The sequence below is a fragment of the Paenibacillus tarimensis genome, assembly GCF_021532315.1.
GTDB lineage: Bacteria > Bacillota > Bacilli > Paenibacillales > Paenibacillaceae > Paenibacillus_I > Paenibacillus_I tarimensis.
The window spans coordinates 179,586-203,227 of record NZ_JAKGAO010000013.1 but is presented as its reverse complement, the minus strand read 5'-3'; the positions used below and the strand labels follow the sequence as shown (position 1 = coordinate 203,227).

Genomic DNA, 23,642 nt, shown 5'->3' with positions numbered 1-23,642 from the left:
TTGTGCCGGCTGAAACCGGACAGGCAGGATGAAGGCGTACTGTTCGGCGCGGATTAATTGGAGCCCGGCTGGCAGCATCCGGCGCAGCTGAGCAGTCTCGGATGCAGCGTGTTGTATTGAAGGTGCCGCATCACGGCATGGAGGATGGCATGAATGAAGGACGGCTGGCGTTTGCGGAGCCGAAGATTGCCGTCATCCCTAACAGCAGGGCCCAGGCGCTTCATCTTTACGGCATCTATGACGAGCTGTGCAGCGGGCGGCGGACGCAGTGGTATGTGACAGGTGACGTGTCGGGCGGTTTATCCGGCAGGCTTCAAATAATAAAGGGATAGATATTATTATCGGCACGGAGAATGCAGTGGAACGGACAGCCGGCGCGGCTGATTAAATACACTTAATAAGTGCAAAGGATGAGCAGTATGGAAGCACAACTGCTGCAGCATGCGATGCTGTGGGCGAGAGAAGCGGGCACACTAATGAAGAAGATGCTGGATGATGAGCTCCATATCGAGCAGAAGAAGAACGATTCGGATTTGGTTACGCAGGCAGACCGTCAGTGCGAGGAACTGCTGCGCAGCAGGCTTGCAGAGGTTTACCCCGGTCACTGGATTCTGGGGGAGGAAGCGGACAGCGGCATAGATTCCTACACTGCTTTTAAGCAGCAAGTCGGCGGGTATGGCTGGATTATTGACCCGATTGACGGCACGACGAATTACATCCATCGTATTCCCCATTTTGCGGTTTCGATCGGCATTGTGAAGGACGGACAGCCGGTAGCGGGTGTGGTCTACAATCCGCTTACTGATGAGTTGTTTCATGCGGTTAAAGGCGGCGGGGCATACCTTAATGACGCAAGGCTTCAGGTGTCGCAGAAAGAGCGGCGCCTGTCGGAGGCTGTGCTTGCGACTGGCTTTCATGCGGGTGACTGGCACGAGGAGTCCGAAGCACTTCCGCAGATAAGACGCTTCGTGGGCAGCTGCCGCAATCTGCGGATGAACGGAGCGGCGAGCCTTGACCTCTGCTGGGTCGCTTGCGGCCGTTTGACCGGCTTCTGGCACCGGGGGCTCCACCCTTGGGATGTAGCGGCAGGCAGCCTCATTGTGACCGAAGCAGGGGGACGTGTAACGGACCGGTTCGGAGCAAGTTTTCACCTGGCGATGGATTCACTCGTGGCCACGAACGGATGGACTCATGATGAGATAACAAGCATTATCCTTATGGATGTTAAAGAGTCGCTTAAAAATTGAGTTTTGACATATGTAGGGTTCGAATTTGGGTGGTAAACCCACTTACCCACTAAAAGTAATAAAAGAGGATTTGTGGAATAGTAAAAAAATCCCATATAAACAGTCATTAAGAAACTGGTCCTACTTATTTGTAAAATGTATCCTTTTATGTGAGGTTGATGGTTTTTTTGTGCATACTGAATGATTTGTATGTAGATTAAAATCATAAATCACTACCTCAATTACGAGGAAAGGAGGTGCTGTATTAGCTATGCTCAAAAAGACAATTGCTTTAGGAGTGGTAGCACTTGCTGTATTGGGGAGTTCCGCAGCTTACGCTTATAACTACAAATTCAAGTTTGACATGAATACTGGATTATGGCATGGTGCTGCCTACTCTAGTGAAGCGTATAAGTTTACAACAGATGAATCACCGGTGGTTAAAGTCTCCACTGTAGAGTCTAAAGTGCGTATGAACTTTTTGGTTGTTAATTCTGAGGATGAACAAAGGACGGATGTCTTCACTACGAAGACTTCCGGGACGCATTTATTCGAAAATTACGGTATGGCAATTAATAAAAAATACCGACTAAAAGCTTACACAGATGATGGAAGCTGGTATAATACTTATAATGTTACAGGGGCTTGGAATCCTGATTCCTATTAATCCCGCAAACATTCCCCGCTGCATTTAGTATGCGGCGGGGAATGTTTATTAAAAATATAGCCTTCAGGTGATCCTATGTTTTTAAGTGAACTTCGCAGGGCGCTAATGAATATTCGAATGCTGTCTGTGATTCTTGTATCGCTTTGTTTACTGTATTTGTCGGCCTACAACACTCTGCTCTCTACCAGCGTGTTTATTGATTCAGATGCCACGGATTTGAGTGTCCAAGGGCTCGAGAAAATCCATGAGTTTGGAAAAAACAAATATCATATTTGGACCCAGAGTTATATCTATTTGCAAACTATCTTTATATTCGCAGCTGTGCTTCCTTTCACAGCATCCTATATTCAAGAAAAAAATAGCAAGTATCATTACTTACAGATGATTAGAGTCGGAGAGAGGAAGTATCGAGCTATTAAATTCCTGGTGAACTGCCTAGCCGGAGGAATAGCTTTGCTTTTACCCGAGATTATATACTATATATTTCTCACTCTGTTAGCGAGAAATAAAGTTCTTGAACCATTCACTTTCCATCCCGAAGGTCTATATAGTAATCTGTTTACCGAAACTCCCGACCTCTATATATTCTTCATCTTTGGTGTCCATTTCTTAATTGGGTTTGCTTTCGCGGGCTTTGCTTATGGTATAAGTTCATTTTTTACAAAAAACATCTTGGCGTACGTTATTCCATTCGGCTTTTATTTAACATATGACATCATCGTTTCAAACAATGAAATAATGAACAGATATGCTTTGACCAATTTGTATAACTTTATGAGCAGTACTGACTATAGTTTGAGCGACTTTTCGCTGGCTATAATTGGGATGTTAGTTTTGGGGATATCTTTATACTATATTAATTATAGAATGGTAAATAAATATGGATAGCGTAGTAATTCGACGGTATATACGCTTTTTAACCACGATAATTGTTAGGAGTTCAAGGACGTGGTCTCTCCTTGTATTGTCGGCTGTTGTCCCAATTATAATGATGTATATAAATTCTTATCCTTCAAGTGCTAATGGTTGGAATCGTTTCTTTTTTACTTACGGCAATCACTATTTCCGCTATCTTTTTCTAATTCCTATTTATATTGCTATTGTAATGGATATAGTTAATGATGGACCAATTATGCAATATATTCTTCCTTCATTACGTTTAAAGAGAAACTGGCTCTTTACCAAGTTTGTTACTGTTTTTTTGTGGAGTATTGTTTATACATGTGCAACGTACGGAGTCAGTATGCAGGTAGCAGGTATATGGGGAAATGGTGATGCTTGGAGCGAGTATACATTGGGCGGTAATGACATGTACACATCATTCTATTTAAATCTGTTACCTAAACAAGCGGTACTATTATTTGTCGTTAGGTTTTTTATTGGTTTGTTGTTCATTAGCGCACTATATATTAGTCTTCAATGTATAACTAGACGCAGAAGCCATACCATTAGTATAGTTGCTGTTGTTACATACTTGGCTGTAAACATTGTTATGAAAATTGGAAACGTACCGATTCTGCGTTCGATTGATATAAGCAACTTATATGTGTTTCACTTTGAAAGCAGCTACAACTTGGCATGGTTTCTTATTCAATCTAATCTCCCGCTTTCAGTAGTTATTTCGGCATTTATTGGTATTTCAATGTGGTTGGTTAAGGAGGCTGATTATTAATTACTGTTCGAAATATTATCCGAATTGTCTTATCTTATCATCTCGAACAATCTTACCGCCAGTTGTTAATCTTTATTATTTGGCCGCTTTCTATAAGTATGATCCATTTGCTGTTTTCCAAAACGTTCGATAATTTTGGACTCCTGGATGCGGTGATCTTCAATTACGGGGGATACCCTGAACACAAAACTGCTATTATGCAATTGTTTGTTAGTATCTTTCCTTACTTGATGTTTAGTGCGTTTTTGGAGCTCTATATGTTACGTAATATGGGAGCTAAAGCACAACATTACCTAATTCGTCTTAATAACAAATATGAGTATTATTTCTCGCATTTTCTTAGCGTTCTAGTATTTGTTGTTATATATTTCATTACTTATAATGTTAGCCTATTTGGAATGGTTGCGTTAAAATTCCCGTTGAGTAGTATGATGGAACTGAGTGGTAGTAGGACTTATCCGATCTATCATATTATTGTAAACATACTATGTGTTCAAATTATTGGGACTTATACCATTTCACTTATACAGATAATCATCACTCAGATAACAAAGAAATTTCATATTAGTATTATTGTTATAGTAATTATATATATCTCACATTTCATCTATCCAAAGCTGTTATTTCCAATTGGTCAGAATGTTTATCTTACAAAAACAAATGTGTTGTCTTCTATAGGGCCCAACCTCTCTCTAACATTATTTTACCTAGTTAATTTGGTAGTTACTATAGTTGTCGGAAAATTAATTTTTAGTAATAACCGGGCTGTAATACTAGAGATTGATTGACTAACGAGGGAGTGAGTAGTATGGAAAGGTATGCAGTGAAAATTGACCGCCTGTCAAAAAAGTTCAGAGGGCGTATTATATTTGATAACGTATCCTTTGCTCTTCCGACTGGGCAAATATATGGTTTTATCGGACCGAATGGTTCAGGGAAATCCGTTTTTTTCAAAGTATTATGTGGATTTTTGACGCCTGATCAAGGGGAGGTCGAGATTTTAGGGGACAAAATAGGTGAAAAAGTAGATTTCCCTCAAGACACCGGGATAATAATTGAACAACCGGGTTTTTTGGATCAGTATACAGGTATGAGAAATCTCACCCTTTTAGCGTCACTAAGAAGAAGAGTTGGAAAAAAAGAAATACGTGAGACCCTTGTGACAGTTGGGTTAGATCCTGACAACAATCAACCGGTAAAGAAGTATTCACTTGGAATGAAGCAACGCCTGGCTATTGCCCAAGCCATTATGGAAAATCCAAGGTTGCTCATTCTTGACGAACCATTTAACGGTTTAGATAGGGATGGAGTTGAGCTCATACGTTCCTTACTGGTTAGGGAAAAGAACCAAGGAAAAACAATTCTTTTGACAAGTCATATTCAAGAAGATATCACGCTCCTGTGCGATCAGGTGTTCGAGTTTGGTAATGGAACTATCTTTAACATTGAGAATAGAACGTCTATATAGCTCAGTATACTCCAGGTTAGTAACGTTACCCTGCTTCACGTCTTTAGCTGGAAGGCAATATCTCCTATAATGGATACGTACCTATCCGAAGAAGGAGTGAACCAGTGATGAAGTACCGCAAGCTTGGTAAGAATGGACCTGAGATTTCGGTGATCGGCTTTGGCTCATGGGCAATTGGAGGGTCAGGCTGGGCGAGCAGCTGGGGCTCGCAGGATGATGAGCTGTCTGTGGAGAGTGTGCGGGCGGCATTGGATGCGGGTGTTACCTTCTATGATACCGCTGCCGTTTACGGCCTTGGGCATTCGGAGGAAGTGATCGGCAGGGCGCTCGGCAGCGACCGCGACAAGGTTGTACTGGCTACCAAGTGCGGACTGGTGTGGGATGAGGATAAGAATGTAACCCGCAATGGTACCTATGATTCCATTCTGCGGGAAGCAGAGGCTTCGCTGAAGCGCCTGGGGACAGATTACATAGACCTGTACCAGATGCACTGGCCGGACACTGGCACGAATGCACCGGCAGAGGAGACGATGCGGGCGATGGACAAGCTCGTCCAGGACGGCAAAGTGCGTTATGTCGGCGTAAGCAATTACGACGTGCCGTTATTAGAGAAATCGCTTACAGTCCGGCATGTGGATTCTCTTCAGCCGCCGTATTCGATTCTTCGGCCTGCAGTAGAGAAGGAAATTCTGCCGTACTGCCAGGAGAAGGGGATCGGCGTGGTTTCCTACAGCCCGCTGACTTCCGGTCTCTTGTCCGGCAATTACACATATGAAACAACCTTCGACGAGGGCGACTGGCGTTCCCGTTCGGCAGCGCATACCGGCGAAGGGCTCCGGAAGAACGTGGATAAGGCCAACCGTCTGAAGACGATTGCTGCCCGCTACGATATCACACTGCCGCAGCTGGCGGTAGCTTATGTGCTGGCTCATCCAGCACTGACAAGCGCGATTGTCGGTGTTCGCAAGCCGTCACATATTCTGAACATTCTGCCTGCCGCAGAGGTTGAACTGGATGAGGCCACGCTGCAGGAGATCCGCGCAATCGCCGCAGAATAATAATATCCTAACGTTATCAATCGCCCGGAAGGGCAGCGGCAAACGCCTGTACAGGTCTGCTTCAGAGCAGCCTTGTGCAGGCGTTATTTTTTGCGTGCCGAAAGCTAGCAGAACATGCCGCTTCGGAATAATTACCGGAATGTGGACATAAAAATTTATGGACATGGACTTATGGCATGGCTACCAGCAGCAGCGCAGATGGATTGTCGGCGTGCTGCTTTTTGGCGCGTCCGCACTAGCGGTATGTCTTCCCGCTGCGTTTGCCGAAGCTCTGCCGGCCAGCTCTGCAAGTGCCGGATAATTTCTCAGTGCATCAGGGGATAAAAAAATTCATTTGTTGGTATTTTAAAGGAGGTGAGGCTTTCAAAGGTTAGTGGCTCCTCCATGAAGTACAAGGATAACGGAACGAAGTCCATTCTATAACAGAGAGGGTTGAGAGTATGAAATCAGGAAGAAGAAACAGGGTCCTGTCTGCCTTTATTCTCCTTACGGCTCTGGCCATGATCGTGTCGGCTTGCGGCGGGAACAACAACGCAGGCCAGAACGGCGGCAATCAAGGAACGAACGATCCGCAGACCAATACGGGCGGCGGCAATAATGCGCCCGCAGGATCTGCTCTCGAGCAAGCTTATAACGGTGATTTTAAAGGTACGAAGGTCACGATGTTCGGTCCGTTCACAGACGCGGACGAAGTGAAGTTTACGGAGAGTATCCGGGCGTTCGAAGAGACGACGGGTATTGATATCGCTTATGAGGGCTCCAAGGAATTCGAAGCAACGATCTCTGTGCGGGTTAACGGAGGCAACGCGCCGGATATCGCCGATTTCCCGCAGCCTGGACTGCTTAGAGGATTCGTGAAGGACGGCAAGGTGATCGATGTCAGCACGTTCATGAGTGAGGAGCACCTGAAACGTCAGTATAACCAAAGCTGGCTGGATATGGCGTCGATGCCGGGGCCAAATGGTGATGTGATGGCCGGCGTATGGGCGCGAAGCAGTGTGAAGAGCCTAGTGTGGTATAACAAGCCCGAGTTCGAAGCCGCAGGCTATACGGTTCCAAAGACTTGGGATGAGCTGATGACTCTTACAGACCAGATCGCGCAGGACGGTGATCCGGCCTGGAGCATCGGTATTGAGAGCGGTGCTGCAACGGGCTGGCCGGCGACAGATTGGCTGGAGGATATCATGCTCCGGACCACTACGCCGGAAAATTACGACAAGTGGGTAGCAGGCGAACTGCCGTTCACCGACGACATTGTCAAGAATGCGGTGAAGCGGATGTCCGAAATCTGGTTCAATGATGACTATGTTTATGGCGGACGCAAAGCGATCGCGACCACATCATTCGGTGATGCGGTCCGCCCGCTGTTTGACAATCCGCCAAAAGCCTGGCTGCACCGGCAGGCCGGGTTCATTACGAGCTTCTTCCCGGAAGGCCTGTCGGCCGACAACTATGACTGGTTCCCGCTGCCTCCGATCAATGCCGAGTACGGTCAGCCTGCTCTGATCTCTGGCGATATTTATGCGATGTTCAATGATCGTCCTGAGGTTCGTGCGGTCATGGAGTTCTTCACTACGGCCGAGTCGCTGAAGACATGGATTCAATCGGGTGGCGTAACCGCGCCGATGAACGATGCCGATCCAGCCTGGTACCCGAACGAGCAGGAGCGCCGCATGGCTGAATTCCTGCAGACGGCGGACACGATCCGCTTTGACGGCTCAGACTTGATGCCCGGCTCTGTAGGCGCGGGTACATTCTGGAAGGGTATGACGGATTATGTCAGCGGAACAGCCGACCTGGACCAGGCGATGCAGCAGATCCAGACCGGCTGGAAGTAACTTTGTAAGAGGATAGCGGGAGACAGCCGGACAGTTAACAGCTGGCCGGGCTCCCGCTTTTTCCTACACACGAATCGGCTTCGGGTTTATACGTCAGGGGGGATTGTGCAATGGAAGTGCAGGTGAAGAAGGGAAAAGGCAATACTCTGCGTTTGCTCTTGCTGTCCGTGCTTGTGCCAGCGCTAAATATCGCGATACATTGGCTGATCTTTTTGTTTTTTCGTGATTCGGGTCTTCCCCCGGTCTTAAATGCGCTGATAGCCGTAGTTTGGGGAGCGCTCGGCATCTATTCAATTTACTATACACTCAATTGGGTGGTTGAGCAGTATCCGGACCAATGGAAGCGGAGAATATTGCCTTTTGTATTTATTGGTCCGGCTGTCCTTCTGCTGGGCTGGCTGCTGGTGCTTCCGACTCTGCGGACCCTGTACCTCAGCTTTCTGGACGCCGGCTCTCAGAACTTCGTCGGATTGTCCAACTATGCGGCCGTCTTTACAGACCGCCTGCTTGCTACCGCGCTGCGCAACAATCTGCTGTGGGTGTTCGTGGGTACGGTTCTGTGCGTCAGTATCGGCCTGCTGATTGCCATCCTGGCGGACCGGAGCAGCTTTGAGAAGGTGGCCAAGGCGATTATCTTCATGCCGATGGCTATTTCTTTTGTCGCAGCGGGTGTCATTTGGAAGTTCATTTACTACTACCAGCCGGAACAGCAGCAGATTGGTCTGCTGAACGCGATTGTAGTGGCGATGGGCGGAGAGCCGCAGGCGTGGATCAGTATGATTCAGCCTTGGAACAACCTGTTCCTGATTGCAATACTGGTCTGGATGCAGACCGGATTTGCGATGGTCATTTTTTCGGCGGCCATCAAGAGTATACCGGAGGATATGCTGGAGGCGGCGCGAATGGACGGAGCCGGGGAGGTCCGGATCTTCTTCAGCATTATGATTCCCTACATCTCGGGCACGCTGCTGTCCGTGACGACGACCATTATCGTCTTTACACTGAAGATCTTCGACGTCGTCATGATCATGACCGGCGGCCAGTACGACACGGAGGTTGTGGCGACACAGTTTTACAGGCAGCTGTTCATGTATCAGAATGCCGGCTACGGCTCCACGCTTGCGATTGTGCTGCTGATTGCTGTCATACCGGTCATCATGATCAATCTTCGGCAGTTCCGGAGAGAAGGGGGCTTCTAATATGCGTAAAAAAGGACCGCGGCGATCCAAGTGGCTGATCAACACCGTACTTGCGGTAATCTGTATAATCTGGTTTGTGCCTACACTAGGGCTCTTGGTTTCCTCATTTCGTCCTGCGGCGGACATACTGCAGACGGGCTGGTGGAAGATCATCCCCCACCGCGACTGGGCGGCAGTAGACACCATCACGCTCGACCGGGAAACCGATCTGCGCCAGCCGATTACAGTCAACGGGGTCACCTTCAGTGATGCCCAGCTTCGCGAAGGCGTGGTACAGGACGGGAACCGGCTGGTCTGGGAGAACCGCCGCGCGCGCACCATCAGCGTCCAGGAGAAGCAGTGGGTCATGATGACGAACTTCACGCTGCAGAACTACCAGACTGTGCTAGGGGGCAAGAGCTATCAGATTACGATGCCCGACGGGGGCACGAAAACAGAGCAGGGCAGCGGCATGTCCCAGTCATTCTGGAATACGCTCGCGGTCACGGTTCCGGCCACGGTCATCCCGATTTTTATCGCTTCCTTTGCGGCTTATGCCTTCGCCTGGCTGCGTTTTCCGGGGCGGAAGCTCTTCTTCATCATTATCATTGCGCTGCTGGTTGTGCCGCTGCAGGTAGCGCTGATCCCGATCTTGCGGGATTATACGTCGCTGGGTCTTAACGGAACCTATTTCGGCATATGGCTGGCGCACTCGGCATTTGGCCTGCCGCTGATTACCTACTTCATGTATAACTCGATCAGCCAGCTGCCGAAGGATCTATTCGAATCTGCTTTTATGGACGGAGCAACGAATTTCACCATATTCAGCCGGCTTATCCTGCCGCTGTCCGTACCCGCGCTGGCTTCAATCAGCATCTTCCAGTTCCTATGGGTGTGGAATGACTATCTGGTATCGCTCATCTTCCTCGGCAGCCAGCCGAATGTTCAGGTCATGTCTATGAAGATCGCCAATCTTGTCGGCTCCAGGGGCAATGACTGGCATCTGCTGACGGCGGCAGCCTTCATTTCCATGCTGATGCCGCTCGCTGTATTCTTTGCGCTGCAGCGCTACTTTGTCCGCGGCCTGCTGGGCGGATCGGTCAAAGGGTAAGGAGGTCTAAGAGGAATCTGACCCGCCCCGCGGGCTGACAGGGCTGCTGCCGCAGGAGCGGCAGCAGCCCTGTTTTATGATAACCGGCGCTATTGGCTGGACAGCGGTCTTTATAAGGAGTAAACAGATTACTACAGATTTCTAAGGAGGTAAGCCCATGCTTGGAAAGCCGGTATGGTGGAAGGAATCGGTCGTTTATCAGGTGTACTGGAGAAGCTTCTATGATACGGACGGAGACGGCTATGGCGACCTGCAGGGCGTAATCCGCAAGCTGGATTACATCCGCTCTCTGGGCATTACGATGGTATGGCTGAATCCGTTCAACGAATCACCGGACAAGGATAACGGCTATGACATTTCCGGCTACTACGGCATCATGCCGAAGGCTGGAGATGAAGCGGATTTTGAAGAGCTGCTGACGGAGGTTCATAAGAGGGGGATGAAGCTGATGATGGATGTGGTCTTGAACCACACCTCGAATCTTCACCCTTGGTTCCTGGAATCCAGGTCCTCGAAGGATAGTCCAAAGCGGGACTGGTATATCTGGAAGGATGGCCCGGCTGACAAGCCGCCGACCAACTGGCGGTCCTACTTCAATCCTTCCTGCTGGGAATATGATGAATCGACCGGACAGTATTACATGCATTCATTCGCGGTTGAACAGCCTGACTTGAACTGGGCCAACCCTGCGGTGCGGCAGGAAATGTACCGGATGCTCCGCTACTGGCTCGACAAGGGAATCGACGGGCTGCGGCTGGATGCGCTGGCGCTTCTGGCCAAGCCGGAGCAGTACCGTGACGCGGAGAACCCGCATGATATCCGTTATCTGACACATAATCCGGGCCTGCACGGCTACCTGCAGGAGATGAACCGTGAGGTGTTCAGCCGCTATGATATGATGACCGTTGGTGAAATCGCATATGCCACCCCTCAGAATGGGCCCTTGTTCGTGGATGAGGAACGGGGGGAGCTCCATACGCTGTTTCACTTTGAAGTGGCGGATGAAATGCCGGAGTGGGACATGCCCCGCTATAAGCGCATTCAGCGTACCTGGGCTGCTGCTCTGCGCGACCGGGGTGTCAACTCGCATTTCCTGAATAATCACGATCATGCCCGTCAGGTGACACGGTACGGCAATGACGGGAAGTACCGGGTCCAGTCGGCCAAGCTGCTTGCGACGCTTATCCACACATTGCCCGGTATTCCTTATGTCTATCAAGGGGAAGAAATCGGCATGACAGGCGTACGGTACGATTCAATCGGCGACTATCAGGATATCGCGATGCGCAACCGGTATGCCGAGGAAGTGGGCCTCGGGAAAGATCCGGCGGCTGTTCTCCGGTCGCTGCAGCCTTTGAGCCGCGATAACTCGCGGACACCGATGCAGTGGTCGGCTGCTGCGCAGGCGGGTTTTACGGAAGGGGATCCATGGATACAAGTGAATCCGAATTACCGGTCGATTAATGTGGAGCAGGCGCTGGCCGATCCGGACTCGGTTTATTACTACTACCGTGATCTGATTGAGCTACGCAAGCGGCATTCTGTCATGGTCTACGGGGAGTTTGAGGACATAAGCGGCGATGACCCGCATCTGTATGTCTACTACCGTATACTTGATAGTGTCCGCTGGACTATTATGTTAAATCACGCCGAAGAGAGCGGGTTCTTCAGCGTGCCGGTGTTTGCCGGCGGGGGCACTGAGCCTGTCCTCATCCTGGGAAATTACAAGGATAAGCCAGCCATTGATCTGAAGAGCGGGAGAGTGGAGCTGCGTCCCTATGAGGCATGTATATTCGAGAGTGATATGAAGACGTAAACCTTTTGGTGAAAAGCCGGTGAGTGTGGTATGATAGGGACCGGATTTTGCCCCCAGTGATGGGATAAAGCCATCCTGGCTCGTTTTCGCTCTCAGTGTGAGTAGAATCATACCTTTCCAACCATGGATTGGCGATAATCGGGATGGTATCCGCATAGGGGTACCAGCAGCATTCGTATCGGCATGATAATGGGAGGAAACAATGGAGCATCAATCTTTAATGATCGTAGAAAAGCTGGCTCTCAAGAAGCTGGGGATTTACCGGCACAGCAAGAGTAATTATTTGTTAAGGTCTATGCTGGCCAGCATGTTTGTTGGCTTTGGCGTAATCGTCGCTTTCAGAACGGGAAATTTCTTCTACATGGAGCATTCGCCATTTACTTATCCGATGGCGGCCATCACCTTCGGAGCGGCAATTATACTGATCTCTTACGGGGGCGGCGACCTGTTTACCGGCAACACCTTTTACTTTACGTTCGCCGCGCTGCGGAGGAAGCTTAGATGGCTGGATGTGGTCAAGCTGTGGGGAATGAGCTACGGCGGCAATATACTGGGAGCGGTCGCTTTCGCCTTGCTGATCTGGTTGACCGGGCTGTTTAATGATACGAGCGTCAACAGCTTCCTCTTCAGTGTAGTGGACAAGAAGATGAGTGCTCCGACAGTGGAGCTGTTCTTTCGGGCAATTTTGTGTAATTGGCTTGTCTGTCTGGCATTCTTCGTGCCGATGTCTATGAAGGCGGACGGGGCCAAGATGTTTGCGATGATGCTGTTCGTGTTCTGCTTCTTCATCTCCGGGTACGAGCACAGTATTGCCAATATGTGTACATTTGCCATCGCACTGGTGCTCAACCACCCGGGGACTATATCGTACGCGGGCATGATTCACAATCTGGTGCCGGTCACGCTTGGCAATCTGGTTGGGGGTGCAGTTTTCATGGGTTACATGTATTACCATGTTAACCGGCCATTCGAAGAGGATCAGGAGCAATAACGCCATAGATACCATGATGATACAGGCTTTGCCGGGATGGTTTGTCCCGCGGGGCCTGTTTTTTAGTGCTGCGCCGTTATCAATTACCTGTATATGGGACATAGTAAGGGGGATGGATGAAGAAAGGTGTGAGATGATAATGTTTGATCGTGAGCGGCTGTTCTCCGAGCAGGGGGTTAGGGAGCCGTTCCATGACGAAGCGCTGCTCAAGCTGCTCTGGGGAGAACGCTGGGGACTTCGTCATCCAACCGGCACATTGAAGAAGGTTCTCGTACACCGGCCAGGCCGGGAGATTCTGGAGCTGCACCGCAAACGGTATGAGGTGGAAGCCGGATCGCTCCTGCTGAAGAACGTTGCCGGGAGAATGATCAGCTCGAATGGAAGAGGACAACCGGACTTAGAGCTTGTCCAGAAGCAGCATGACCAGCTGGTTGAAGCTCTTCGTGCAGAAGGAGTTGAGATCGTTTACCTAGAAGGGGGATCGCATCTGCTGCCGGACCGGCTGTATACAAGAGACCTTGGCATGGTGGTTCCAGGCGGAATTATTATGGGTAGGTTCGCGCTGTATTTGCGGCTTGGCGAAACGAGATTTGCGGTCGAAACCCTGACGAGGCTGGGGATGCCCATCCTTGGTCTTATTCAGGGCAATGCCTTCGCTGAAGGGGGCAGCTTCTCGATGATCCATGATAACCTGGCCGTTGTGGGCAGGTCGGAACGCTTTAATCAGGCAGGGATCGAGCAGCTTCGGAATATACTGGACATTCACCATATTGAGCTGTTGGCGGTCGATCTGCCGGCCGGCAAAATCCATCTGGATGAAGCCTTTATGATGCTGGACCGGGATAAGGCTCTCATAAACAGGGACCTGCTGCCTTATTGGTTCCTTACGCATCTTCAGGATCTTGGCATCCAGCTCATCCACGTGGATCCGGAGGATCCGCTGTTAACGATAAACTGCCTGGCCGTTCGGCCAGGCAGGGTCATATTTCCGGCTTCGGGTGTCCGGACAAGCAAGTTGCTGCAGGAGAACGGGGTGGAGGTGGTGCCGGTGGACGTTTCCGAAATGTATAAAATGGGCGGGGGCATCCATTGTATGACATTGCCCCTCATCCGTCTGGATAATTAGTCAGCTGATTCCTCTCCAGCCCGGAGATAAGTTTCGATCAGGTGTAGGGCATTATCCTTGTTGCCGGCGTCGATCCGGATGCCGACAATCAGCTCCTTCCGATGCAGCGGCAGCTGCTCAGCCATTGGACTGCTGCTTAGATCAATGCCGTAGACATGCTCAGTTGGATCCTCCTGGGTTGAGGCTTTAAGGGCAGCCCCTGACGGCAGAATTTCTCTCCATTCTCCGCTGGTGTATTCATCCAGGCTGGTAAGAATGTCGTTGCGTACCATCCAATCAAAGATGGAGCGGTCCATGATGTAGACATCGGGATCTTCTGTTGCCAGCTGAATTACAGCCTTCTGCTGCATGGCGATATCCAGCTCACTGCGTGCATCCATGGAGAAATTAAGAATAGAAGTATCGACCCGCTCCCACTCCGGGAACTGGGCGAGCAGGGCTTCGTTCAGCGGCTCTGTCCGCTGGCTGCCGTCTTCCATATAGAACTCACCAAAGAATGAGGCGGTCAGGGCGGCAGGGGGAAGGCTGGCAAGCCGCTCCCGCTCGGCCTTGTTATCCATATAAGTGTTGACCCCGTAAATAATTATGGCTATTACGGCTATGGCTCCGATGACATGAAACTTGTAGTAGCTGAAGAAGTGGTCTATCTTCTCCGCCGTACCCGCAAACCTCTTGTACTTACCATACTGCTCCTGGTTGATGTGCTCTACGGTCTTGCGGTCCTCTGCCTCCAGAATGGCACGGTAGGCCCTGGTTACTTCAGAGAAATCGTCATTGGCAGCTCCGTCCTGCTGTGTCTGATTAGCACGCGACTGCCGAAGCAGCAGGGTATACCGCTTCTCGACCTCATCCTTCGTGGCTGTTTCGGGCAGGCCAAGCCGTTCATATGCTTTCTTCAGGTCATTCATCTCTCGGTTCACCTCGCTGTAGCGGAACATGAGTGGCGTTCGCTTGGGTTAATAGTATTATTGTATAACAAAATCACACGGTCAGCCATTTCGCTGCCGGTTATCCGGAATAATACAGGTACGCGAGATCAGCAGGCCGTTATCCTGTCCGCCCGCGGCAGTACCACTGTGAAGACCGTACCGCGGCCAGGTTCACTTTCAACCTCGATTTTTCCATTGTGATTCTCGATAATATTATAGCTTACCATCAGTCCAAGACCCGTCCCCTTCTCCTTGGTAGAGTAAAAGGGCTGTCCAAGCTTATTCAGCTTGTCCGCAGGGATTCCAGTCCCTTCATCCGCGATTTTGATATATACACTGTAATCATCTGCTTCAAGCGTTATACGAATTGTCCCTCCTCCCGCCATGGATTCCATTGCATTCTTCAGTAAATTGATGATCACCTGCTTGATCTGGCTTTCGTCGCAGTATACGAGATAAGGGCCGTGGTTCGGCATAATGATGATCTCGACATTCTTTAAGACAGCCTGGGGCTGCAGCAGAGAAATCACCTGGTCGATTAATGTACAGATACCGCTGCGGATGAACTGTACACTTCTCGGCTTAGCCAGCATGAGCAGTTCGTTGGAAATGTGTTCAATCCGGCTCAGCTCATCATTCATTATCGTAATGTAGCTGTCGCGTTTAGAATTGGAAGATGTGCCGGACCGCAGCAGGCTTAAAAAGCCTTTCAGCGAAGTTAGCGGGTTTCGTATCTCATGCGCTATACCGGCAGCAAGCTGACCGGCAATGGAGAGCTTCTCAGACAGTATAATGAGGTCCTTCGACTGAAGCTGTTCGGTCATATCCCGGAAGGTTAGAATGCCGCCGGCCCTGCAGCTGTCATTGAAGGGTACAGCTGTGTATTCCACCGGGAAGGTGGTTCCGTCGGCTCTTCGAAAGTGCCCTGCCATATTGCCGCTCTTCATCCCCAGCTTCATGGCCAGGCAAACGCTGCATGTCTCTTCGGGTCCAGGCGGGCTGTTAGGGCCCTCCGCGTGTATGCATGCATGGAACCCATTGGATCGGATGGTCTCAGCCGTGTATCCGGTCAGGAGCTCCGCCGCTTCGTTCCAGACCATAAGGTCTTCCTCTTGATGGTAAGCGTATACGCCTTCTTGGACAGCGGACAGGATTTGGGCCTGCATGGCAATTCTCTGCTGGTCTCTATTCGGGGGAGGGAGCATGGTATGTTCAACTAATTGGACGAGCGAATAAGGTGAACCGCTGCCGCCGAGACTCCTGCGAACACGGACCGAAAGCTGCTTTACGAAACCGGAGGGAGAAGTGTATAGGTCTTTGTGCTCACTCCAATGGTTATCCGAAGGTCCTGGCCGGAGAAGGTGATGGAACCGGGCCGGGAAGACAGCAAAAAAGTCCGACTGGTATAAATCATCCAGATTGCACCCGGTCAGGGATACAAAGGAAGGATTGACCATCAGCCAGCGGCCGTTCAGATCAATGATGGCTTTACCTGTCCAATCCTGCTGGAAGGCAGTCTTGTAAAGTTGAAGCTCATCTTCAGCTCTCAACAACTTCATACTGAATCTCCTGTCGTTTTTAACTTCTATTATCTACCACCTATCAACCTATTTCAATGGTATCGGCTGCAGGCTGCCAATAATAATTAATACGCAGGTCTTGGGTATATCGGAGGATGAGGGCATAAAACAGGCCGTTCCCTTATTGGCAAACGGCCTGCTTCATATAGTGAATGGGGGTTCTGTTCTAACGGCTGGAGCTTTCCGAAGAGGCCAGACTCTGGCGGAGCTTCTCAAGCTCAACGTCGATCCTGTTATCCCGCTGATCCGCTTCTGCACCCCGGTAAGCTGTGTGGTAAGGGCTGAAGCCAGAGCAGTCTGCGCCTGGACGGAAAGCGCGGATTTGTTCAGCTTCAGCTTCGCGCTGAATGATTTTCTCTTCCATGCGTCTAAATCCGCGGGCGGCGTCCCGACCGTCAAATGTGCAGTTGTTGTAAGGCGCCTGGTGATAAAATGCGGCCTTGCCGGCTCGCTGAACCAGCTCCTCACGCTTCTCGTGCATCCGCTGCAGCTCTGCCTCGGCCGCCTGAATGCGGCCCTCCAGATCTACTGCACGACTAGAGGCTTCTTCCTTCCAAATCTGATGCTGCTCAGCCTGAGCGGCTATGGCGATTTTATCGCTTAATGCCGCTCGTGCGTCCTGTTCACGGCCTTCTGCCAGAGCGGATGATGCCGCATTCTCAGCATGCTCCGCCATACGTGTGTACTCCTCCTGGCGGCGCTGCATTGAAAGTGCGGTTGCCTGCTCTCTCAGCAAGGCTGCGCGTGCTTCTTCAAGCTCCTCTTCCATCTGGCGGCTGTAATGGTTCAGCATCATCACCGGGTCTTCCAGCTTATTCAGCGCTTCATGGGCGGCTGCCTTCGTCACATCAACCAATCGCTGCAATATACTCATTCCAAGTTCACTCCTTCAAGTTGTGGCCGGCCACCAAGGGCGGGCGGAAGATTATTTTTAGTTATAGCGGTATCCGTTGAAAGGGTCAAAATCAGGGTTCATATGCAGCACGGGTGCCTTGGGCGTGATGACCGATGCAGCAATATAAATCAGCAGCATGCTGCCGCAGCTGAACAGAGTGGTTAAGAGGACGATAATCCGGATGAAGCTGGCATCCATCTTCAGCCATTCAGCTATGCCCCCGCACAAGCCCGACAGCTTGCGGTCTGTGCGTGACCGATACAGTTTGTTCATAACAAATCACTGCTCCTTGTTCAGAGTATGGACGGGCTGCAGGAGGTCGGCGGTGCGCCGTCTTCACTAGGGCCCAATCGATCGCTCGTTTATTTTCTTCATGTCTCTATTGTAGAGGGAAAGCGGGGGGGCTGGTAACGGACCCGCGGCGGTTTTCACACCTGGTCCGCAGTCGGGGATTAAGTGAGGCTCGGGACGGGCAAGCGATAAATATTTCTTATATGGTGATCGGTATATTTACATCGTTTATGTCTTGCGCAATTGTTTCGCGTGGGTTACAGTAACTTTACAGCTTATATGTCATGTTAGTTAACATCATTTAGCAAAATTCATCTAATATTTCGTAAACCTATGCGTGTAACATGTCAGGTAACCTTCCTGTATTAAGATTGTCTGACGTTTTGACAGAGGGGGATGGTTATGGAGAAACAGCGGCTGGTGCTTGTAGGCAACGGGATGGCAGGAGTCAGATGTATAGAAGAAATACTGGCAATATCGCCTGACCGGTTCGATGTGACGATAATAGGCTCGGAGCCTCATCCGAATTATAACCGTATCATGCTGTCCAAGGTGCTTCAAGGGGACACAGGAATCCAGGATATCGTTATTCACGACTGGTCGTGGTACAGGGACCGGGGCATCAATCTGCTGACCGGCGAAACCGTGGTCGGGCTCGACCCGGCGGGACGGACGGTATCCACTGACCGGGGAAGTGTAATCCCGTTTGATAAGCTGATTTTGGCAACCGGCTCCCTCCCGTTCATGCTGCCTCTGCCGGGTGCGGATAAACCGGGTGTAACGGCATTCCGTGATATTAAGGACTGTGAAACGATGATCGAGGCGGCAGCAGACTACCGCAAGGCCGCAGTTATCGGCGGTGGTCTGCTTGGTCTGGAAGCGGCGAGAGGGCTGCTTAATCTGGGAATGGAAGTGGATGTTGTTCACATTAACGGCTACCTGATGGAGCGTCAGCTGGACACCGAGTCCGGAACGATGCTGCAGCGGGAGCTGGAGCGGCAGGGAATGCGTTTTCTGCTTGAGAAGCAAACCGAGCGGATCTATGGCAGGAAACGGGCGGAAGGGCTTCAGTTTCGGGACGGTACGAAGACTGCAGCGGACCTGATTGTTATGGCCGTCGGTGTCAGGCCGAATGTGAAGCTCGCGCAGTCGGGCGGCCTTGAGGTTAACCGGGCGATCGTCGTGAATGACCGGATGGAAACCAGTGCAGATGGCATCTATGCGGTGGGAGAATGCGCCGAGCATAGGGGGATCGTGTACGGCCTCGTCGCTCCGCTGTACGAACAGGGCAAAATACTGGCAAAGGCGATCTGCGGAGAGGAGACTGCCGGCTATAAAGGCTCTGTCTTATATTCGCAGCTTAAGGTATCAGGCGTAGAGGTTTTCTCAGCAGGGGAGATCCGCGACAGTGAGGTGGATACCTGCCTCAAGCAGTATAACGGCATCAAGGGCACCTACAGGAAGATCACGGTTAAAAACGGCAGGATAGCCGGAGCGGTGCTGTTTGGTGACAGCAGCGAGGGCAGCAGGTGGCTGAATTATATTAAGCAGGGTGCAGATGCGAAGGTGCTGGACGAGGAGACCGCTGTAAGCGGCAGCGGCTCCGGCCTTGATGCCGCTGCGGCACTTAAGGACACCGACACCGTATGTTCATGCAATAGTGTGACCAAAGGGACGATCATTTCTGCGGTAATTGATGAAGGACTGCAGACCGTCGAGGAAGTGAAGGCGTGCACGCGTGCTTCCGGCTCCTGCGGCGGATGTAAGCCGCTGGTGGAGGCGGTTCTCCGGTATGCGCTTGAGCATGCGGATGAAGCGAAAGGCGGGCCGCTGCCGATGTGCGGATGCACCGGGCTTGGTGACGGGCAGGTGAGAGAGGCGATCCGCAGCGGCGGGTGGGCCAATGCGCAGGAAGCTATGGCAGCCCTTGGATGGAAGGAGCCGCATGGCTGTGATGTATGCCGTCCGGCGATCCGTTATTATACAGCGGTGTTTGGGCAGGAGCACACCAGATGCGGCGGTGAGAAGCTTGCGGACGGCAGCGTGGTCTTGTCCCCCCGCTTCTACGGGGGCATCGTGGATGCCGGGCAGCTCAGGAGACTGGCTGATCTATTGGAACAGCATAGGGTGCCGCTTGCCAAGCTGTCCCCAGATGCCGGACTGGATCTGCTGGGGCTTACCCCTCAGCAGGCGGGTGAACTCGAGGCACTGCTGCCTGAAGCCGTACGAAGTGCTTCATATGGGCATCCTGTCGGGACCGTAGTCACCTGCCGGGGTCTGGATTATGAGGAAGGTGCGATTCAGGATTCGGTCAAATTGGGGGCGGTGCTCGAGAGGCGTGTTGCCGGACTGGAGCAGCCGGCCCCTGTCAGAATTGCCGTGTCCTCCAGCCCGCTGCACCCGGCGGGTACACTGTCGAAGGATATCGGGCTTGTTGGCGTACCGGAGGGATATGAGCTGTACGTGGGCGGTCAGGATGGCCGTCTCCTGCGGGAAGGGGAGCTGCTCTGCACCGGATTAACGGCTGAAGGGGCGGTGGATATGACCGCAGCGCTGCTGATGCTGTACCGGGAGACGGCCGTTTATGGGGAACGAATGTATGCTTGGGTGGAACGCCATGGGATCATACAGCTGCGGGAGATGCTGTTTGATCCGGATTTCCGGAGCGGGCTTCTGGCCCGGCTGGGATTAATCATGGAACGGTTACCCATGAACGATAAACAGCCGGCATCGGCTGCAATGGTCAGGTGATTCTATGAAGATGGTAAATGAAACGTCGGGTCAGATGTCAGAAGCAGCCCAAACGTCAACCTTTGTTATGCAGTCTCAATGCCCATTCTGCAGTGTACAGTGCAAGATGGAAATCGAGCAGTCGCAGCAACCCGAAGATCCGTATAAGCGCCCGCGCTATACGGTAAGCGGGCTGCCGAACGCGGCATCCGAAGGCAGGCTGTGCGTGAAAGGGATGCATGCGTACCAGCATGCGCTGAGCAGCGAACGGTTAGCTTATCCAATGGCCCGCCGTGATGGGGTGCTGGAGAGGATTTCGTGGGAGGAGGCCTATGAACTCATCGCCGGGCAGATCCGCAAGTCCCAAGAGAAGTGGGGCATTGATTCGGTAGGCCTGTACGGCGGGGGATCGCTTACGAACGAGTCAGCCTACCTGCTGGGCAAATTCACCCGGGTAGCGCTGCGCTCCCGTTATATTGACTATAATGGCCGGTTCTGTATGTCGGCTGCCGCTTCGGCAGGCAATAAAGCGTTCGGCATTGACAGAGGGCTGACCAATTCTCTGAAGGATATTGAGGCGGCGGGCTGCATCATGCTCGCAGGGACGAATATTGCGGAGTGCCAGCCTACTCTAATGCCTTATTTTACAAGGGCAAAGGAGAATGGCGCTTATATTATTGCCATTGATCCGCGCCAGACCGGAACGACTGAATTTGCCGACCTTCACCTGAAGGTTAAACCCGGTATGGACGCAGCGCTTGCCAATGCAATGCTCCGCGTCATCTTCGATGAAGGCTTGACCGACCCTGGCTTCATCGCAGACCGGACGAACGGCATCGAAGAGCTGAAGGCCCATGTGTCGGCGATCGATCTGGAGGAGACCGCAGCGCTCTGCGGTGTGCCGGTAGCGGATATCCGCAAGGCTGCAGCTGCCTTCGGAAGAGCATCCGGGGCTATGGTGTTTACCGCAAGGGGTGTGGAGCAGCAGACGGATGGTTATATGGCGGTCAGAAATTTCATTAACCTAGCTTTGGTGACGGGTAATGCAGGCAAGCCGGGCGCGGGCTATGGTGCGGTCACCGGTCAAGGTAACGGCCAGGGCGGCCGGGAGCACGGCCAGAAGGCAGACCAGCTGCCGGGCTACCGCTCCATCGAGGACCCGGAGCACCGGGCTTATATCGCAGGGGTATGGGGAGTTGAGCCTGAGTCGCTGCCTGGCAAAGGCGTGTCCGCTTACGAGATGATGGAGAAGGTGCATGAAGGCGAGATCCGTACTCTGCTTGTCATGGGCTCGAATCCGATCGTGTCCAATCCGAATGCCGATTTTGTGGAAGAGGGCCTTAAGAAGCTCGACTATCTGATTGTGGCTGACATGTTCCTCTCCGAGACGGCTCGTCTGGCTGATCTTGTACTCCCGGTGACCTCCTATCTTGAGAATGAGGGTACGCTAACAAACCTTGAGGGACGTGTGCTGCTTCGGGAGGCGAGCCGTGCGCCGCATGGCGAGGCCAGGCACGATTGGCGCATTCTGTCAGACTTGGCCGAACTGCTTGGAACCGGCAGCAAGTTCAGCTATTCTTCGGCGGAAGACATATTCGAAGAATTAAGGGTAGCCAGCCGTGGAGGGATTGCTGACTATTACGGAATTACCTATGAACGGCTCCGCCGGGAAGAGGGGGTGTATTGGCCTTGTCCTTCGACCGATCAGCCGGGTGCGGCCCGACTGTTCGAGGACCGGTTTGCGCATCCTGATGGCCGCGCGGTATTAATGCCGGTACCGAACCATCTGCCGCCGGAACAGACGGACAGCAGCTATCCGCTCTATCTCACCACGGGTCGCTCGATGACGCATTATCTGACCGGTGTACAGACACGCAGAAGTGCGGGCCTTGCTGCCCGTGATGTCGAATCGTATGCAGAGCTGCATCCGAAGACAGCGCGCAAACTGGGCGTGCAGCCGGGTGAGCTGCTGCGGCTTACCTCACGTCGTGGCGAAATCGTCGTCCGCTGCCGCACGACTGCATCCATCCGGGAGGATACGGTTTTTGTTCCGATGCATTGGGGGGACGGCCAATGTGTTAACAAGCTGACCAATCCGGCTCTTGATCCAACATGCAAAATGCCAGGCTTCAAGGTGTGTGCCATTCGCGTGGAACCGCTGCTAAAAGCCAGGCAGGCTTGACCAGCTATTATATCCGGTAAGACGGCCTTCCTCTTGGGGGCCGTCTTTTTTCTTCCCCCAGGTACTGCGTGTTAATACAGGCTTAATGAACCGGTGCTACAGTGGGTCTATATCTCGTTATTCAGGGAGGACACGGCCAATGAGCCACAACATCATTAATTATGCCCACCGGGGAGCTTCTGGCACATCGCCGGAGAATACAATGGCAGCCTTCAAACGTGCGGTGGAGCTGGGGGCAACGGGAATTGAGACGGATGTGCAGATGTCACGTGACGGCATGCTTGTCCTGATTCACGATGAATCACTGAAACGTACAACCGGGGCAGAAGGAATGGTCGGAGCAGCCGATTTTGCGGAATTAAGCCAGCTGGATGCCGGTGCGTGGTTTGGTCCCGAGTTTGCAGGTGAGCGTATACCGCTGCTGGAAGAGCTGCTTGAGCTGGGAAAGCAGTACCGTTTGACGATCAATATTGAACTGAAGAATGGAATGGTCAGTTATCCGGGTATGGAGGAAGCGGTAATTGCAGCCGTAGAGGCTCACGGGATGGAGAAGCAGGTCATTCTCTCGAGCTTTAATCATTATTCTATGGTTCATTGCAAACAGCTGGCACCGGGCATCCGGACAGGGCTGCTGTATATGGAAGGGCTCTACAGACCCTGGGATTATGCAATCAGCGCGGCGGCGGATGCCCTGCATCCTTATTATCCTGCCGCAATGCCTGAGTGGATTGCTGAAGCGAAGCGCCATGGTGTCATCTGCAACCCCTTTACGGTTAACGACCCGGCTATCATGAAACGGCTTATCAAGGCCGGTGCAGCGGGAATTATTACGGATTATCCGGACAGGCTGGCCGCTCTGCTGGCTGAGGAAGGGGCTTAATGAA

The 23,642-nt window shown here is 51.7% G+C and carries 20 protein-coding genes; 16 read left to right on the top strand and 4 right to left on the bottom strand.

The window, feature by feature from the left end; genetic code table 11:
• Nucleotides 1-101 precede the first annotated feature (101 nt).
• The 13 genes from L1N82_RS15725 to L1N82_RS15665 all read left to right on the top strand — a co-directional run bounded on the left by L1N82_RS15725 (nucleotide 102) and on the right by L1N82_RS15665 (nucleotide 14,151).
• On the top strand, nucleotides 102-332 hold the full coding sequence (locus L1N82_RS15725) for a hypothetical protein (protein WP_235288401.1): 231 nt from the start codon (nucleotides 102-104) through the stop codon (nucleotides 330-332).
• 87 nt (nucleotides 333-419) lie between these two features.
• Nucleotides 420-1,247, top strand: a complete 828-nt coding sequence (locus tag L1N82_RS15720) for an inositol monophosphatase family protein (protein ID WP_235288400.1) — start codon at nucleotides 420-422, stop codon at nucleotides 1,245-1,247.
• 250 nt (nucleotides 1,248-1,497) lie between these two features.
• Nucleotides 1,498-1,893 carry a hypothetical protein gene (locus L1N82_RS15715; protein ID WP_235288399.1) on the top strand — a complete coding sequence of 132 codons (396 nt, stop codon included), beginning with the start codon at nucleotides 1,498-1,500 and terminating at the stop codon, nucleotides 1,891-1,893.
• Between the two features lie 964 nt (nucleotides 1,894-2,857).
• The gene (locus L1N82_RS15710) at nucleotides 2,858-3,565 is read left to right on the top strand and encodes a hypothetical protein (RefSeq protein WP_235288398.1); all 708 of its coding nucleotides are present in this window, start codon (nucleotides 2,858-2,860) and stop codon (nucleotides 3,563-3,565) included.
• A gap of 808 nt (nucleotides 3,566-4,373) precedes the next feature.
• Nucleotides 4,374-5,033, top strand: coding sequence for an ATP-binding cassette domain-containing protein (locus tag L1N82_RS15705; RefSeq protein ID WP_235288397.1), 660 nt, complete (start codon nucleotides 4,374-4,376; stop codon nucleotides 5,031-5,033).
• Nucleotides 5,034-5,140: 107 nt separating this feature from the next.
• Nucleotides 5,141-6,091, top strand: coding sequence for an aldo/keto reductase (locus L1N82_RS15700; RefSeq protein WP_235288396.1), 951 nt, complete (start codon nucleotides 5,141-5,143; stop codon nucleotides 6,089-6,091).
• A gap of 163 nt (nucleotides 6,092-6,254) precedes the next feature.
• The gene (locus L1N82_RS15695) at nucleotides 6,255-6,392 is read left to right on the top strand and encodes a hypothetical protein (protein WP_235288395.1); all 138 of its coding nucleotides are present in this window, start codon (nucleotides 6,255-6,257) and stop codon (nucleotides 6,390-6,392) included.
• 139 nt (nucleotides 6,393-6,531) lie between these two features.
• The gene (locus L1N82_RS15690) at nucleotides 6,532-7,929 is read left to right on the top strand and encodes an ABC transporter substrate-binding protein (protein ID WP_235288394.1); all 1,398 of its coding nucleotides are present in this window, start codon (nucleotides 6,532-6,534) and stop codon (nucleotides 7,927-7,929) included.
• Between the two features lie 110 nt (nucleotides 7,930-8,039).
• A complete protein-coding gene (locus tag L1N82_RS15685) occupies nucleotides 8,040-9,128 on the top strand; it encodes a carbohydrate ABC transporter permease (RefSeq protein WP_235288393.1) in 1,089 nt (362 codons plus the stop codon).
• 1 nt (nucleotide 9,129) lies between these two features.
• On the top strand, nucleotides 9,130-10,218 hold the full coding sequence (locus tag L1N82_RS15680) for a carbohydrate ABC transporter permease (RefSeq protein WP_235288392.1): 1,089 nt from the start codon (nucleotides 9,130-9,132) through the stop codon (nucleotides 10,216-10,218).
• A gap of 157 nt (nucleotides 10,219-10,375) precedes the next feature.
• Nucleotides 10,376-12,034, top strand: a complete 1,659-nt coding sequence (locus tag L1N82_RS15675; protein WP_235288391.1) for an alpha-glucosidase — start codon at nucleotides 10,376-10,378, stop codon at nucleotides 12,032-12,034.
• 202 nt (nucleotides 12,035-12,236) lie between these two features.
• The gene (locus L1N82_RS15670) at nucleotides 12,237-13,025 is read left to right on the top strand and encodes a formate/nitrite transporter family protein (protein ID WP_235288390.1); all 789 of its coding nucleotides are present in this window, start codon (nucleotides 12,237-12,239) and stop codon (nucleotides 13,023-13,025) included.
• 133 nt (nucleotides 13,026-13,158) lie between these two features.
• Entirely contained in the window at nucleotides 13,159-14,151 is a 993-nt protein-coding gene (locus L1N82_RS15665) for a dimethylarginine dimethylaminohydrolase family protein (protein ID WP_235288389.1), read from the top strand.
• Here L1N82_RS15665 and L1N82_RS15660 read toward each other — a convergent pair.
• The 4 genes from L1N82_RS15660 to L1N82_RS15645 form a co-directional block, all read right to left on the bottom strand.
• Entirely contained in the window at nucleotides 14,148-15,059 is a 912-nt protein-coding gene (locus L1N82_RS15660) for a DnaJ domain-containing protein (RefSeq protein WP_235288388.1), read from the bottom strand. The two genes, L1N82_RS15665 and L1N82_RS15660, sit on opposite strands and share 4 nt — an antisense overlap.
• A gap of 128 nt (nucleotides 15,060-15,187) precedes the next feature.
• Nucleotides 15,188-16,639: an ATP-binding protein gene (locus L1N82_RS15655; RefSeq protein ID WP_235288387.1), complete on the bottom strand. Its 1,452-nt coding sequence runs from the start codon at nucleotides 16,637-16,639 to the stop codon at nucleotides 15,188-15,190.
• A gap of 187 nt (nucleotides 16,640-16,826) precedes the next feature.
• A complete protein-coding gene (locus tag L1N82_RS15650; protein ID WP_235288386.1) occupies nucleotides 16,827-17,534 on the bottom strand; it encodes a PspA/IM30 family protein in 708 nt (235 codons plus the stop codon).
• Nucleotides 17,535-17,591: 57 nt separating this feature from the next.
• The gene (locus tag L1N82_RS15645; protein ID WP_235288385.1) at nucleotides 17,592-17,828 is read right to left on the bottom strand and encodes a PspC domain-containing protein; all 237 of its coding nucleotides are present in this window, start codon (nucleotides 17,826-17,828) and stop codon (nucleotides 17,592-17,594) included.
• Nucleotides 17,829-18,248: 420 nt separating this feature from the next.
• Between L1N82_RS15645 and nirB the strand changes: the two genes are divergently transcribed.
• The 3 genes from nirB to L1N82_RS15630 all read left to right on the top strand — a co-directional run bounded on the left by nirB (nucleotide 18,249) and on the right by L1N82_RS15630 (nucleotide 23,638).
• Nucleotides 18,249-20,597 carry a nitrite reductase large subunit NirB gene (gene nirB / locus L1N82_RS15640; protein ID WP_235288384.1) on the top strand — a complete coding sequence of 783 codons (2,349 nt, stop codon included), beginning with the start codon at nucleotides 18,249-18,251 and terminating at the stop codon, nucleotides 20,595-20,597.
• A gap of 4 nt (nucleotides 20,598-20,601) precedes the next feature.
• Nucleotides 20,602-22,758, top strand: coding sequence for an assimilatory nitrate reductase catalytic subunit NasC (nasC, locus tag L1N82_RS15635; RefSeq protein WP_407946761.1), 2,157 nt, complete (start codon nucleotides 20,602-20,604; stop codon nucleotides 22,756-22,758).
• Nucleotides 22,759-22,897: 139 nt separating this feature from the next.
• Nucleotides 22,898-23,638 carry a glycerophosphodiester phosphodiesterase gene (locus L1N82_RS15630; RefSeq protein ID WP_235288383.1) on the top strand — a complete coding sequence of 247 codons (741 nt, stop codon included), beginning with the start codon at nucleotides 22,898-22,900 and terminating at the stop codon, nucleotides 23,636-23,638.
• Nucleotides 23,639-23,642: the final 4 nt, after the last annotated feature.

Coding starts and splice junctions, on each gene's coding strand:
- L1N82_RS15725 (WP_235288401.1), top strand. CDS start 102: ATGCAGCGTGTTGTATTGAAGGTGCCGCATCACGGCATGGAGGATGGC.
- L1N82_RS15720 (WP_235288400.1), top strand. CDS start 420: ATGGAAGCACAACTGCTGCAGCATGCGATGCTGTGGGCGAGAGAAGCG.
- L1N82_RS15715 (WP_235288399.1), top strand. CDS start 1,498: ATGCTCAAAAAGACAATTGCTTTAGGAGTGGTAGCACTTGCTGTATTG.
- L1N82_RS15705 (WP_235288397.1), top strand. CDS start 4,374: ATGGAAAGGTATGCAGTGAAAATTGACCGCCTGTCAAAAAAGTTCAGA.
- L1N82_RS15700 (WP_235288396.1), top strand. CDS start 5,141: ATGAAGTACCGCAAGCTTGGTAAGAATGGACCTGAGATTTCGGTGATC.
- L1N82_RS15695 (WP_235288395.1), top strand. CDS start 6,255: ATGGACTTATGGCATGGCTACCAGCAGCAGCGCAGATGGATTGTCGGC.
- L1N82_RS15690 (WP_235288394.1), top strand. CDS start 6,532: ATGAAATCAGGAAGAAGAAACAGGGTCCTGTCTGCCTTTATTCTCCTT.
- L1N82_RS15685 (WP_235288393.1), top strand. CDS start 8,040: ATGGAAGTGCAGGTGAAGAAGGGAAAAGGCAATACTCTGCGTTTGCTC.
- L1N82_RS15680 (WP_235288392.1), top strand. CDS start 9,130: ATGCGTAAAAAAGGACCGCGGCGATCCAAGTGGCTGATCAACACCGTA.
- L1N82_RS15675 (WP_235288391.1), top strand. CDS start 10,376: ATGCTTGGAAAGCCGGTATGGTGGAAGGAATCGGTCGTTTATCAGGTG.
- L1N82_RS15670 (WP_235288390.1), top strand. CDS start 12,237: ATGGAGCATCAATCTTTAATGATCGTAGAAAAGCTGGCTCTCAAGAAG.
- L1N82_RS15665 (WP_235288389.1), top strand. CDS start 13,159: ATGATAATGTTTGATCGTGAGCGGCTGTTCTCCGAGCAGGGGGTTAGG.
- L1N82_RS15660 (WP_235288388.1), bottom strand. CDS start 15,059: ATGAATGACCTGAAGAAAGCATATGAACGGCTTGGCCTGCCCGAAACA.
- L1N82_RS15655 (WP_235288387.1), bottom strand. CDS start 16,639: ATGAAGTTGTTGAGAGCTGAAGATGAGCTTCAACTTTACAAGACTGCC.
- L1N82_RS15650 (WP_235288386.1), bottom strand. CDS start 17,534: ATGAGTATATTGCAGCGATTGGTTGATGTGACGAAGGCAGCCGCCCAT.
- L1N82_RS15645 (WP_235288385.1), bottom strand. CDS start 17,828: ATGAACAAACTGTATCGGTCACGCACAGACCGCAAGCTGTCGGGCTTG.
- nirB (WP_235288384.1), top strand. CDS start 18,249: ATGGAGAAACAGCGGCTGGTGCTTGTAGGCAACGGGATGGCAGGAGTC.
- nasC (WP_407946761.1), top strand. CDS start 20,602: ATGAAGATGGTAAATGAAACGTCGGGTCAGATGTCAGAAGCAGCCCAA.
- L1N82_RS15630 (WP_235288383.1), top strand. CDS start 22,898: ATGAGCCACAACATCATTAATTATGCCCACCGGGGAGCTTCTGGCACA.